The 12,968-nt window shown below is 45.0% G+C and carries 12 protein-coding genes; 11 read left to right on the top strand and 1 reads right to left on the bottom strand.

What is annotated here, in order from left to right; translation table 11 throughout:
* The first annotated feature begins 668 nt into the window (after positions 1-668).
* From ilvD to ACIPK1_RS14550, 8 genes are all read left to right on the top strand, one after another.
* The gene (gene ilvD, locus ACIPK1_RS14585; protein WP_008381045.1) at positions 669-2,357 is read left to right on the top strand and encodes a dihydroxy-acid dehydratase; all 1,689 of its coding nucleotides are present in this window, start codon (positions 669-671) and stop codon (positions 2,355-2,357) included.
* A 2-nt stretch (positions 2,358-2,359) separates the two neighbouring features.
* On the top strand, positions 2,360-4,060 hold the full coding sequence (gene ilvB, locus ACIPK1_RS14580) for a biosynthetic-type acetolactate synthase large subunit (protein WP_016621017.1): 1,701 nt from the start codon (positions 2,360-2,362) through the stop codon (positions 4,058-4,060).
* 4 nt (positions 4,061-4,064) lie between these two features.
* Complete coding sequence (ilvN, locus tag ACIPK1_RS14575; RefSeq protein ID WP_005229349.1) at positions 4,065-4,541, top strand: acetolactate synthase small subunit; 477 nt, start codon at positions 4,065-4,067, stop codon at positions 4,539-4,541.
* A 50-nt stretch (positions 4,542-4,591) separates the two neighbouring features.
* Positions 4,592-5,581 (top strand): ketol-acid reductoisomerase, encoded by a 990-nt coding sequence (gene ilvC / locus ACIPK1_RS14570; protein ID WP_008381047.1) that lies wholly within the window; start codon positions 4,592-4,594, stop codon positions 5,579-5,581.
* A gap of 2 nt (positions 5,582-5,583) precedes the next feature.
* Positions 5,584-6,846, top strand: a complete 1,263-nt coding sequence (gene ilvA / locus ACIPK1_RS14565) for a threonine ammonia-lyase IlvA (protein WP_400451239.1) — start codon at positions 5,584-5,586, stop codon at positions 6,844-6,846.
* Positions 6,847-7,012: 166 nt separating this feature from the next.
* On the top strand, positions 7,013-8,062 hold the full coding sequence (locus ACIPK1_RS14560; RefSeq protein WP_400451238.1) for a hypothetical protein: 1,050 nt from the start codon (positions 7,013-7,015) through the stop codon (positions 8,060-8,062).
* Positions 8,063-9,322 carry a tetratricopeptide repeat protein gene (locus ACIPK1_RS14555; RefSeq protein ID WP_400451237.1) on the top strand — a complete coding sequence of 420 codons (1,260 nt, stop codon included), beginning with the start codon at positions 8,063-8,065 and terminating at the stop codon, positions 9,320-9,322.
* Positions 9,323-9,331: 9 nt separating this feature from the next.
* Positions 9,332-9,889: a YpiB family protein gene (locus ACIPK1_RS14550; RefSeq protein WP_400451236.1), complete on the top strand. Its 558-nt coding sequence runs from the start codon at positions 9,332-9,334 to the stop codon at positions 9,887-9,889.
* Between the two features lie 44 nt (positions 9,890-9,933).
* On the opposite strand, the gene ACIPK1_RS14545 is transcribed toward ACIPK1_RS14550, so the two are convergent.
* Positions 9,934-10,839 (bottom strand): YitT family protein, encoded by a 906-nt coding sequence (locus tag ACIPK1_RS14545; protein WP_005237068.1) that lies wholly within the window; start codon positions 10,837-10,839, stop codon positions 9,934-9,936.
* A gap of 136 nt (positions 10,840-10,975) precedes the next feature.
* Here ACIPK1_RS14545 and ACIPK1_RS14540 point away from each other — a divergent pair, with 136 nt between their 5' ends.
* From ACIPK1_RS14540 to ACIPK1_RS14530, 3 genes are read left to right on the top strand one after another with little or no spacing between them, the layout of a single operon-like run.
* On the top strand, positions 10,976-11,326 hold the full coding sequence (locus tag ACIPK1_RS14540; protein ID WP_400451234.1) for a nucleotide pyrophosphohydrolase: 351 nt from the start codon (positions 10,976-10,978) through the stop codon (positions 11,324-11,326).
* Positions 11,313-12,527, top strand: a complete 1,215-nt coding sequence (locus ACIPK1_RS14535; protein ID WP_400451233.1) for a CCA tRNA nucleotidyltransferase — start codon at positions 11,313-11,315, stop codon at positions 12,525-12,527. The genes ACIPK1_RS14540 and ACIPK1_RS14535 overlap by 14 nt, the downstream gene beginning before the upstream one ends.
* 7 nt (positions 12,528-12,534) lie before the next feature.
* Entirely contained in the window at positions 12,535-12,903 is a 369-nt protein-coding gene (locus ACIPK1_RS14530) for a thioesterase family protein (RefSeq protein ID WP_400451231.1), read from the top strand.
* Positions 12,904-12,968: the final 65 nt, after the last annotated feature.

Genomic DNA, 12,968 nt, shown 5'->3' with positions numbered 1-12,968 from the left:
ATCATACTAGAGAACGATATGTTTTTTAATACCTAAAATGAAAATGGGACTGAAGAATCAATTCTGATTCATCAGTCCCATAAATTATAGAGCCGAAATAATTGAGTCTTGTAGAAACCCTTGAGTAATCAAGGGTTTTTTCTTTTGTCTAACTAGGAACTGCCACTATGCAGGCGGATCGAATGGGAAAAGAAACGGTTATTATTGTCAGAAAATTCAAAAATATTTTTTGTTTTTCTTTTGGTCTAAAAAAAACAAGGGTTCCTGGCACACTTTAATTCTCAAGCAAGAATAAAGGTGATTTAAAAGTCATTCTTATCAAAAGAAGCAAGCGATTAAATGACATCTGATGTGAGAAAGGGTTCCTTGGAATTGTCATTATTGAAAAAAAATTCAGAAAATTCGTTGACAAGTGATTTTGCAAAGGGTATATTGGTAAACAATTACAAGAACGTTACTATTTCTAATGAAGGAGCCATTTTCTATGCGTAATTTTAATCAATATTTATTAGTCATTATTATTGATACCAGGACTTAGAACACGGAAGCAAAATTTATCCGTTTGTTTGAGTCCTATTTGCGTAAGTAAAATGGGATTCTGGCAAAGCATCCCAGTTTTTTATAACCGGGATGCTTTTTTTTATTCCAAAATGCAGGAGATGATGAGTGTGAGAAGTGATCAAATTAAAAAAGGGATCGATGCAGCGCCAGCTAGGAGCCTGCTCTATGCCACAGGACAAGTTAAAAATATCCATGATATGAACAAGCCATTTATTGCGATATGTAATTCCTATATCGATATCGTGCCTGGGCATGTGCATTTACGGGAGTTAGCAGATATCGCAAAAGAAGCGATTCGTGAAGCTGGCGGCATCCCTTTCGAGTTCAATACAATCGGCGTAGATGATGGCATTGCGATGGGACATATCGGTATGCGATATTCGCTACCTAGCCGAGAATTGATCGCTGATTCTGCAGAAACCGTCATCAATGCCCACTGGTTTGACGGCGTATTTTATATCCCAAATTGTGACAAGATCACTCCTGGCATGATCTTAGCAGCCATGCGGACCAACGTACCAGGAATTTTTTGTTCCGGCGGTCCTATGAAAGCCGGCATTGATCCTCGGGGACATCAAATAACCTTATCTTCCATGTTTGAAGCCGTTGGGACGTACAAGACGGGTAATATGACAAAAGAAGATTTTGAGTTTATGGAACAAAATGCCTGTCCGACTTGCGGCTCCTGCGCAGGGATGTTTACTGCCAATTCGATGAATTGCCTCTTAGAAATCTTAGGATTGGCAATGCCAGGCAATGGTACGATCCTCGCCGTGTCTGAAGAACGACGAGAACTAGTTAGACAAGCCGCCTTTAAGTTGATGGATCTTGTTGAAAAACAAGTGAAACCTCGAGACATCGTGACCAAAGAAGCTATCGATGATGCCTTCGCTTTAGACATGGCGATGGGGGGGTCCACCAACACAGTGCTGCATACCTTAGCGATCGCCAATGAAGCAGAGATCGATTATGACTTAAGACGGGTCAATGAAATCGCTAAAAGAGTGCCTTATCTCTCAAAAATCGCGCCATCATCAGCCTATTCGATGCATGATGTCCATGAAGCCGGTGGGGTTTCAGCAATCATTCGGGAGCTATGTGATATCGAAGGAGCGATTCATCCCGATCGACCGACTGTTACCGGTAAGACGTTACGAGAAAATGTCGCTGAAGCGAAGATCCACAACGAAGAAGTCATCCATCCGAAAGAAAACCCGTATAGTCCAGTTGGCGGTCTATCGATCTTGTACGGAAACATCGCCCCAGAAGGCAGTGTCATCAAAGTTGGCGGGGTCGATCCAAGTGTCCAAGTGTTCAAAGGGAAAGCGATCTGTTTTGATTCTCATGATGAAGCAGTCGCAGCAATCGACAATCATACCGTACAAAAAGGACATGTTGTAGTGATCCGCTATGAAGGCCCGAAAGGGGGGCCGGGAATGCCGGAAATGCTGGCGCCTACCTCAAGTATCGTTGGTCGTGGGTTAGGCAAAGATGTCGCCTTGATTACAGACGGCCGCTTTTCAGGAGCGACGCGGGGGATCGCAGTTGGACATATTTCTCCGGAAGCTGCAGCCGGTGGTCCATTAGGACTAGTCAACGATGGCGATGAGATCATTATTGATTTGCCAAATCGAACGCTAAATCTGCAAGTTTCAGAAGAAGAGCTTGCCAAGCGTGCGCAAGAACGACCGAAGTTTCGTTCAAAAGTAAAAAAAGGATGGCTTGCACGTTATACCGCTTTAGTGACCTCTGCGAATACGGGCGGGATTATGCGAGTACCTGATGAGGAGGAGTAGCAATGGAAAACATCGACTATCAAGCATCGCATCTAAGGACTGGCGCGCAAGTGTTAGTGGACAGCTTGCAAGAGCAAGGCGTCGAAATGATCTTTGGCTACCCGGGTGGCGCCGTCTTACCGTTATATGACCAATTATATGATGCAGCGATTCCGAATATTTTGACGCGTCACGAGCAAGGCGCGATCCACGCCGCTGAAGGCTATGCCAAAGCTACTGGCCATGTTGGGGTCGTTTTAGTGACAAGTGGTCCAGGTGCTACGAATGTCGTCACGGGCATTGCCGATGCTATGAGCGATTCCGTACCGTTGGTGGTTATCACGGGGCAAGTGGCCGTACCAGGAATTGGCAAAGACGCTTTTCAAGAAGCGGATATTCTAGGTATCACGTTGCCGATCACGAAACACAATTACCAAGTCCGTTGTGTGGATGACTTACCGAAAGTGATCGCTGAAGCCTTTCACATCGCTTCAACTGGGCGTAAGGGACCTGTTGTGATCGACCTTCCGAAAGATATTACATTGCAAGAAACCGCTGAAACCTGCTCATTGCCGATCACAAGGAAAAGTTATCAACCGAATGCAGAGCCTTCCCGTCTGCAAATTGAAAAATTGATGCACGTTTTAGAAAAAGCACAGCGACCAGTGGTACTGGCTGGTGCAGGCGTGATCGCGGCTGAAGCTGCGGCTGAATTAAATGCATTTATTGCCAAGTACAAGTTGCCGACAGTCACAACGTTGCTCGGCTTAGGCTTACTGCCAAATGATCATCAATTTTTCTTGGGCATGGGCGGTATGCATGGAACGTATGCGGCGAACATGGCTTTATCAGAAGCCGATTTGATTATCAATATCGGCTCTCGCTTCGATGATCGCTTAGCGACTGCCGGCAGTCAGTTCGGCAAGCAGGCCATCGTTGCTCATATCGACATCGACCCGGTGGAGATTGGCAAGATTGTAGAGACAAAGATCCCAATCGTCGGCGATGCCAAGGCTGCTTTGCAACAGATGCTACGGTATCCGCCAACTAGAGGAACGTGGTCTGCCTGGTCGGATCTATGCCAAACACGGAAGACGGAAAAACCTTATCGCTATGATCGCACTCAAGCACAAGAAATCAAACCGCAAAAAGTCATCGAAGAAGTAGGGCGTTTGACCAAAGGAGAGGCTTACGTCATCACCGATGTTGGGCAGCATCAAATGTGGGTCGCGCAGTATTATCCGTTTCGCTTTCCTAAGCAGTTGATCACCAGTGGCGGACTAGGCACGATGGGCTATGGTATCCCTGCGGGAATTGGCGTCCAATTTGCTCATCCAGAAAAAATGGTCGTGGTGTTTGTTGGCGATGGCGGGTTCCAAATGACAAACCAGGAATTTGCTATTTTGAATGAGTATGGCTTGAATGTCAAATTTGTTTTGTTGAATAATCGTTCGTTAGGAATGGTCCGCCAATGGCAAGAAACATTTCATGGCAAACGACGCTCTGCCTCTGTTTTTGCACAGCAACCTGATTTTGTTAAACTAGCACAAGCTTATGGCATCGAAGGCTGTCGGATCGATGAACCCACTCAGCTTTCTGCTATGCTAGCGGAAGCTTTTGCACATACGGGGCCGCAACTGATCGAAGTAATGGTCTCGCCCTCAGAGCATGTGTTGCCGATGATCCCACCGGGGAAAGCCAATCATGAAATGATGGGGGTCTAAGGGGATGAAACGGGTATTAGCAGCAATCGTCCATAATGAAGCAGGTGTTTTGAGCCGCATCACGAGTGTCTTAAACCGCCGGCAGGTCAATATCGAGAGTATTTCTGTCGGCACAACGGAACGGCCAGAGTTTTCACGAATGACGATCATTGTCAACGTGAACGATTTGGCAGAAACAGAACAAGTGACCAAGCATTTAAATAAACAAATAGATGTCTTGAAGGTTTCTGATATTACAGAAGTTCCTCATATCGAACGAGAGCTGGTGCTGATCAAAGTCAATGCACCAACCACTAGCCGCTCGGAGATCCAAGCAGTGATTGATCCGTTTCGAGCGCACATTGTCGATGTCGCACTGAAAACGATCGTTGTGCAAGTTGCCGGCGATACGAAAAAGGTAGAAGCATGCATCGAAGTTTTGCGTCCCTACGGGATCAAACAGTTGGCACGAACGGGTGTCACTGGCTTTACAAGAGGGTAAGTGCAATTTTGAATTGCTTAAAATAAAGAAAGAATTCGGAGGAAACAAGTATGGTAAAAGTATATTACAACGAGGAAGTTACAGATAATCTAGGAGACAAGAAGATTGCGATCGTCGGCTACGGCTCTCAAGGGCACGCTCATGCGCAAAATTTACGGGACACAGGTCATGAAGTCTTTATCGGCATTCGTGAAGGAAAGTCAGCAGAAGCTGCAAGAAACGACGGATTTGAAGTCTTTCCAGTAGCCGAAGCCACTCAAAAAGCGGACGTAGTCATGATCTTGGCACCCGATGAGATCCAAGGATCGTTGTATAAAAATGAGATCGAACCGAATCTTTCTGCCGGCAATGCATTAGCATTTGCGCATGGTTTTAATATTCATTTTGATGTGATCGCGCCGCCAGAAGAGGTGGATGTGTTCCTAGTTGCGCCTAAAGGACCGGGCCACTTGGTGCGTCGAACCTTTACCGAAGGGTTTGCGGTGCCAGCCTTGTTTGCAGTCTATCAAGATGCGACTGGCAACGCACAAGCGACAGCTTTATCTTATGCAAAAGGCATTGGTGCCACACGGGTCGGCGTTTTGGAAACGACCTTTAAAGAAGAGACCGAGACCGATCTTTTCGGGGAACAAGCCGTACTTTGTGGCGGTTTGACCAGCATGATCGAAGCGGGCTTTGAAACATTGGTAGAAGCCGGGTACCAACCGGAATTGGCGTATTTTGAAGTTTGTCATGAATTGAAACTGATCGTTGACTTGATTTATGAAGGAGGATTCAAAAAAATGCGCCATTCGATCTCGAATACGGCAGAGTATGGCGACTACGTTTCCGGTGCTCGGGTGATCACCGCACAAGCCAAAGAAAACATGAAAGCCGTATTGACAGATATCCAAAATGGTCAATTCGCGAAAGGATTCATTGAAGACAATCAAAATGGCTTCCCTGAATTCTATAAAATGCGTGAAGAAAACGGCAACCATCAAATTGAAAAAGTCGGCAGCGAGTTACGGAAAATGATGCCGTTTGTTGCGAAAGATTAGAGGTGGCGCGTTTGTTGGTGACAGTTTCTGCAATCGAACAAGCATATGAACGACTGCGGGGAGCAGTTAGTCATACACCGCTGCAGTATGATCGCTTTTTATCTGAAAAATACCAAGCGACGGTTTTGTTGAAGCGAGAGGACTTGCAAAAAGTCCGCTCCTTCAAATTACGAGGTGCCTACTATGCGATCACCCAGGCAGATCCTGTGCAGACCAGTCGTGGCGTCGTCTGTGCCAGTGCCGGAAATCATGCCCAAGGCGTTGCTTATACCTGCCAAGAACAGCAGATCCATGCGGTCATTTTCATGCCAACAACGACGCCGCAACAAAAAATCGCGCAAGTTCTCTTTTTCGGCGGCGACTACGTCAAAATCGAATTGGTGGGAGATACCTTTGATGCGGCGGCGCAGGCTGCCAAACAATTTGCAAAAGAAAAGCAAATGGCTTTCATTGCTCCTTTTGATGATCCCAATATTATCGCAGGACAAGGAACAGTAGCCGTGGAAATGTTGGCGGATGCTGAAAAAAAACAATTATCGATCGATTTGGTGGTGGCTGCCATTGGTGGCGGTGGTTTGATCAGCGGGACCGCAGCCTATTTGAAAGAAAAGCAGCCAAATATAAAAGTTGTTGGAGCAGAACCTGTAGGGGCCGCCTCGATGCAAGCAGCCTTTGATCACCAAGGACCGGTGGCTTTAGAGCATATTGAAACCTTTGTCGATGGTGCGGCAGTCAAACAAGTCGGAGCTCAGACCTATGCCCATGCCAAACGCTATGTGGATCAATTGGTAACGGTGGAAGAAGGTGCAATCTGCCAAACGATTCTAGAATTATACAGCAAACAAGCGATCGTCGCTGAACCAGCTGGTGCCTTGAGCGTGGCAGCCCTGGATGAGATCAAAGAGCAAATCAAAGGCAAGACGGTCGTCTGTATTGTGAGTGGTGGTAACAATGATAGTTCCCGCATGGCAGAGATCGAAGAGAAATCACTGATTTATCAAGGATTGAAACATTATTTTATCGTCAATTTCCCACAACGTCCCGGTGCGTTGAAGGAATTTGTTAGCCATGTATTAGGGCCTGATGATGATATCACGAGGTTTGAATATACGAAAAAAATCAATCGTGGAACAGGACCAGTAATGCTGGGAATCTTGTTGAAACAAAAAAACGATCTACCCGCATTACTGTCACGAATTGAACAGTTTGATCAATGCTACATCAACCTTCAGCAAAATCAATCACTTTACTCGCTTTTGGTTTAGAAAAAAACATGGTTTCCTTTGTAATACAGGAAACCATGTTTTTTGCTTTTTGGCATAGAATCATGGGACAAATCGGCGAAAATACTTCCTAATGGTTAGCGATTTAGTAGGTGTTTCAGCGGCTTCTTGCTATAATAGTAAGTAGTAGCAACAAAGGAGTGAGCCGATGGAAGCTGTTTTTTACAGAAATGAGCAAGAAACCCAGATCTCTTACGGGGAAACATTGGCATCGGTCATGAAAGGACAGTCGATCGAGCCGCAGCAGGTGATCATTTTGACGAATCAGCGCTATTATGACCGCTTTTCAGAAAAAGTAACCCGCCTCTTTTTGCCACGAGAGGTCAATTGGTATATTTGTACCAATCAAATGTATTGCAACAACTTTACCGAGTTTAAAGCTGCAATGGATTTCTTCGGCCGCTTTTCAAAACAAGAGCCGCTGCTGATCGTCGGTTTTGGGAATGAAGGCGTGTTGGCATTGAGCAGCTTTATCCACGCGACGTCGGTTCTGACGACACAGCTTTGGCTGATTCCCGTTTCCTTGCGGGCCTTAGCTAAAAGTGTGAAAGAAACAGCGATCGTTGTGAAAAAGCCAGATATCCCGATGCTGGAAAATCCTAATACACCCGAATTTGTTATTTACGATCAGACGATCGCAGAAAAACAGATCGATGGGAAATTGGTCGATTTTTTGACTCTGATTCGTTGTGGCGTGCTTGCCGATAGTGAGTTTTTAAAAGAGCTTTATCGAACCTATCCCAGTCATCAGGCGTTGATGAGACATTCGTTGGCTGCGTATACCGATCGGTTGATCCAACTATACCAGCAATCAGGCAGCGAATTGGAGGAGTTTGGCCAACTCTTTGCTGATGCTGCTTATCGAACGGAAAATGGGCACTTGCTGTCTGATGCGATGAAATTATTCTTTGGCTTTTTGTTTCATTTTATGTGGACCGTCCAGCAGCAGCAATTGACTGTCGATCTGCCCGTGTTCTGCCAATGGCTTGCCCGATTAGGCTTTCCCATCGAATTGCCCGAGTCTTTTTCATTAAGCGAATATTTCAGTCATGTACTAGAATTGCAGCAAAAAGAAAAAAAACTGTTATTTTTGGCAAAAGTTGGTACAATAGGGGGCAGAACGAAAATCGAGGAAAAAGATCTCGTCCAGACGATGGAGACTTATCAGCGATTAATCAATGAGATTCGAGGGGTTTAAATGGAAACATATAGTGAAAAAATGTTAAAAGCATTAGCCGCGGAAGAACTGGCTGAAGCACAATTAAATTTTACCGAAGCTCTGCAAAAAGATGATGATGAGACATTAGGCGCTTTAGGTGATGAACTATTGCAGATCGGCTTTTTGGAAGAGGCGAAAACGTTATTTGAAACCTTGCAGCAACGACATCCTGATAATGAAGCTTTGCTGCTTCCTTTAGCAGAAATTGCGATGGAAGAAGACCAGATCGAAACGGCTTTTGCCTATATTGATCAAATACCACCGACCAGTGAAGCGTATTTGCAAGCCTTGCTATTGAGTGCGGATCTTTACCAATTGATCGGTATCCCTGAAGTTAGTGAAGCCAAACTAAAAGAAGCGCAAAGCATTGTGCCAGATGAACCTTTGATACGGTTTGCCTTAGCTGAGTTAGCCTTTTCGACTGATCGCTATCAAGAAGCCGTTGACCTTTATCAAGGATTGCTGGAAGAAGAAATCACGGATATTTCGGGGATCTCGATCGTTGAACGGACGGGTACATCATTGAGTATGGCGGGCAAGTTTGAAGAGGCATTGGAATATTTTGAAGCAAGCCTAGAAGACGAACAGACCGATGAGCGTCTTTTTCAAACAGCTTTAGTCTATTTGCAGCTAAAAGAAAATGAACAAGCGATTCGCTACTTGCAGCAGTTGCGGGTCATGAATCCGCAATACCGTGCCTTGTATCTTTATCTTGCAGAAGCATTGCAAGAAGAAGAGCAGCTGGAAGAAGCGCAGCGTGTGATCGAAGAAGGGATTCATGAAGATCCATATCAAGTGGATTTCTATCATTTTGCTGCCGAGAATGCTTACCGACTTCATGACAGTGAAGCAGCAGAATCATTTTTACTAAAAGCATTGGAGACTGGTGACAAAGAAGATGATACGTTACTGACCTTAAGTAATTTATACTTGAATGAAGCGCGTTGGCAAGAAGCGATCTTGACCATCGAACGAATGGAAGACAATGAGCAGCCGCATGCCCTTTGGAATTTGGCGCAAGCGTATAATGCGCTGGAAGATTTTGACAAAGCAGCAAACTATTACGAAGAAGCCAATGCTGATTTGCACCATGAGCCAGCATTTATGAAAGAATATGGCATTTTCTTACGTGAAGAAGGGCGTTTACCTGAAGCACTTCATTTGCTGCAACATTATTTGGCGCATGAGCCAGGTGATTTAGAAGTACAGTCGATCGTGGAGGACTTATTAGAAAGATAGGTGAGAGAAATGAACATCAATGTACAAGAAAAGAAAAAGTTTCTTAATTGGTTAGTTTCGACCGTTTCCTTCAGCCGCCGAGAAGTCTCTTGGGTGTTAAACTATCTGGCGAACCATGAAGCGATCTTGACCAATGTTCATTTTGTAGAAGGGGCAGCCGCAGCCAAACGGGGCTTAAGTGTCCGCAGTACGGAAGTTGGAGGCGAACCCTTTGTCTTGAGTATCGAAGGACAGACCTTTTATGACATTGATCAGATTTTTCACGAGATTCGCATGAATTGGAAACAACCCTTGTATCTTGAATGTCTCTTTCCAGATTCTTGGTCGCAATCCTTTTATTTAGCAGTTTTAGAAGACAATCCTTATGAACGTTGGAACGACCACTTGGATCAAGAAATGATCCAACATGTTACCCAGTACCTTGAAAAAGAAGAAGCAAAAACCAAAATTGATACCTTGTATCGGCAGATCGATCTAGCATTGGAAAATGGGGATCGTGATGCCTTCTTAGAACTTTCCGATGAAGTAAATCGGCACTTGCTCCAACAAAAAGAAGAAAGCCGCTGACAAATAAAAAAGCAGTCCTTTAACCGGGACTGCTTTTTTAGTCTTTATTTTGTTTTAGAGACCGCTGCTTTGCGCTGTAAGAACCGTGACTTAGGTCTTAAGTAGGTAAAGCCTTCGCCTTCGACTTCATGGACATTGATGACAGAAACAAACGCTTGCGGATCAAAGTCATGAACAATGCGCTTGACTTCAGAAATCTCCCGTCCGCTGACCACCATATAAATGATTTGTTTCGATACTCTTGAGTAAGCCCCTTCGCCCTGTAAAAACGTGACACCGCGTTCCAATTCATCCATTAAAACAGGAGCTATCTCTTCGCTGTGATTGCTGATCACTAAAATCCCTTTGGCTGAATAGCCGCCGTCTAAGATCGAATCGATCACACGAGTGAAGACATAAGAAAAAATCAAGGTATACATCATGCGGTTCAAATCTATATAGGTCAAAGAAAGCAACAGGACGAACACATCAAAGATCAAAAGCGACCGCCCGATCGTCACCCCAAAGTTTTTCTCTAAAATGCGCGCCAGTACATCGACGCCACCTGTTGTTCCACCGACTTTGTAGACGATCCCACTACCGATCCCTGCAATCAAACCAGCCAAGAGTGCGACGATCAGTAGATCATGCTGTAGATCGATCAACAGGGGAACACTCTGCCAAAATGCCAACCAAAAAGACAAACCAAAGGTTCCTAAAATCGTATACACTAATGAGCGTCGACCAAGAATTTTGCCACCGATCAAAATGATCGGAATATTTAAGATCAATGTACTAATGGCAGGATTGATTCCCCATAAGGCTCGCAGGATCAAGGTGATCCCTGTCACACCGCCTTCTGCTAAGTCATTTGGGATATTTAAATAGACTAGACCGAAGCCATAAATACTCGTACCGAAAATAATCAAAACAATGTCGCGAATCGTTCGCCATGAAAAAAATGCCCGCATCCTGTTTCCTCCGTTATTCAACTTCCACAAGTATCAATGTAGCACGAAATCATTGAATGTACAACAAATCCTGAGGGGGCTCTATCTAGGCAGGCAGCCATTCTTTTGGTAAGATAAACGAGAAAGGGTGAAGAAGATGACAGATAAACGTTCCTTGGCATCGATGCAAGAAGAAGTCGATGCCTATATTCAACAATTTAAAACTGGCTATTTCAGCCCCCTCGCCCAAATGGCTCGTTTGACTGAAGAAGTTGGCGAATTGGCGCGAGAAGTAAATCACTATTACGGGGAAAAAAATAAAAAAAGCGATGAAGTTGAAAAGACCGTGGCAGAAGAACTGGGTGACGTGCTCTTTGTGACGATGATCATGGCCAATTCACTAGACATCGACCTGACTGAAGTGTTTGAGGAAAATATGGCAAAATTCAATCAGCGGGATGCGTATCGTTTTGAAAGAAAAGATGGGAAAGTACATGAAGCTGAATAAACTACCAAAAGAATTTGCAGAAGCTGCGCCACTCCTAAAAAAAATCGAAGCCGCGGGCTATGAAGCATACTTTGTTGGCGGCAGCGTGCGGGATACGATTTTAGGCCAGCCGATCCATGATGTCGATATTGCTACCAGTGCGTTTCCAGCCGAAATCAAGGCGCTTTTTCCTCGAACCATTGACATTGGTATCGAGCATGGGACGGTGCTGGTCTTGTGGGAACAGGCGCAATATGAGATTACCACCTTTCGAACCGAAGCCGCCTATCAGGATTATCGCAGACCTGACAAAGTTGATTTTGTCCGTTCCTTGAAAGAAGATCTAAAGCGGCGGGATTTTACCATCAATGCATTGGCACTTCAAGAAGATGGGGTCATCATTGATCTTTTCGATGGTCTGGCAGATATCGACAATCAGATTTTACGAGCAGTGGGTCACCCGCAGGAACGTTTCCATGAGGATGCCCTACGAATGATGCGGGGGCTGCGTTTTGTCAGTCAATTGGGCTTTGTTTTAGAAACAGAAACATTGGCTGCTATCCATGCGAATCATGCCTTGTTGGGGAAAATCTCTGTTGAACGGATCATGATTGAATTCGTGAAATTGCTGTTAGGCAATCATCGGAACCAAGCACTACGGGCGCTAGTAGAAACCGAATGCTATATCTATTGCCCAGGCTTGCGGGAGTACGGTGAGGCGTTACTGCGGATGGCAGACCTGCCAGCGATCCCATTAGAAAACGAAACGACGGCTTGGGTATTGCTCATTGACCAAATCGGTTTAGCTCCTGAGGCAGTCCGCAGCTTTTTAAAAGCTTGGAAATGTTCGAATGACTGCATCCGCCAAGTACAAACGGTCTATCAAGCACTGCTAATGCGTCGAAACGGCGAATGGAACGATCTGCTGTTGTATCAGTTCGGTTTAGAAGCAACCTGTTTAGCTGAAGGATTATTGCGTTATGACAAGCTGCCCAATGATCCAGCAAAAATCAGTCAGCGCTATCAGCAGCTACCGATCCATTCACTGAAGGAGCTGGCGATCAATGGACGTGATTTACTGCAGACAGTTGATCGTTCTTCTGGTCCGTGGCTCAAAGAAGTCTTGGCCGCTGCTGAAGCTGCAGTCATCACACGAAAAATCCCTAATGAAAAAGAAGCACTATTGGCGTTTGCCCAAGCATATTTAGCGAAGGAGGGATAACTGAAGAATGGAAAGCAAAAAAGACTTTCTCGTTGACCTTCAAGACACTGCGGCTGTTTTGGGTTCTGGCGGTTTAGCGGTTTTAGCAACCCCTCGACTGGTCGCAATGGTGGAAAACACCTGTTGGGAAGCCCTTGATCCTACTTTAGATAAAGGGTCTACCACCGTTGGTACAAAGTTTTCGATCGATCATTTGAAACCTTCGCCAGTCGGAGCGACAATCACAGTTCTTATACAATGGGAAAAAGAACAAGGATTCCAGTTTGATTATCAGGTGACCGATGGGGCGCAACAACTCATTGCCAAAGGGACTCATCAACGAGCGGCGGTGGAAATCTCTCGGTTTATGAAAAAAGTCAACGAAAACCAAAGTTAATTTGTGTCCCAGTAGCGACTATGTGTTAGAATTAAAATGTATTATTAATAAAAAGGAGCGTTTTG

It is taken from the genome of Enterococcus sp. NPDC086594, assembly GCF_044746145.1.
GTDB lineage: Bacteria > Bacillota > Bacilli > Lactobacillales > Enterococcaceae > Enterococcus_D > Enterococcus_D entomosocium.
Note: the sequence above shows the minus strand (reverse complement) of the source record. Positions and strands in the feature narration are given on the sequence as shown.

Excerpts from the sequence above, each read along its gene's own strand:
- ACIPK1_RS14545 (WP_005237068.1), bottom strand. The coding sequence starts at position 10,839 with ATGCGGGCATTTTTTTCATGGCGAACGATTCGCGACATTGTTTTGATT.
- ilvN (WP_005229349.1), top strand. The coding sequence starts at position 4,065 with ATGAAACGGGTATTAGCAGCAATCGTCCATAATGAAGCAGGTGTTTTG.
- ilvC (WP_008381047.1), top strand. The coding sequence starts at position 4,592 with ATGGTAAAAGTATATTACAACGAGGAAGTTACAGATAATCTAGGAGAC.
- ACIPK1_RS14535 (WP_400451233.1), top strand. The coding sequence starts at position 11,313 with ATGAAGCTGAATAAACTACCAAAAGAATTTGCAGAAGCTGCGCCACTC.
- ACIPK1_RS14560 (WP_400451238.1), top strand. The coding sequence starts at position 7,013 with ATGGAAGCTGTTTTTTACAGAAATGAGCAAGAAACCCAGATCTCTTAC.
- ACIPK1_RS14555 (WP_400451237.1), top strand. The coding sequence starts at position 8,063 with ATGGAAACATATAGTGAAAAAATGTTAAAAGCATTAGCCGCGGAAGAA.
- ACIPK1_RS14550 (WP_400451236.1), top strand. The coding sequence starts at position 9,332 with ATGAACATCAATGTACAAGAAAAGAAAAAGTTTCTTAATTGGTTAGTT.
- ilvB (WP_016621017.1), top strand. The coding sequence starts at position 2,360 with ATGGAAAACATCGACTATCAAGCATCGCATCTAAGGACTGGCGCGCAA.
- ACIPK1_RS14540 (WP_400451234.1), top strand. The coding sequence starts at position 10,976 with ATGACAGATAAACGTTCCTTGGCATCGATGCAAGAAGAAGTCGATGCC.
- ACIPK1_RS14530 (WP_400451231.1), top strand. The coding sequence starts at position 12,535 with ATGGAAAGCAAAAAAGACTTTCTCGTTGACCTTCAAGACACTGCGGCT.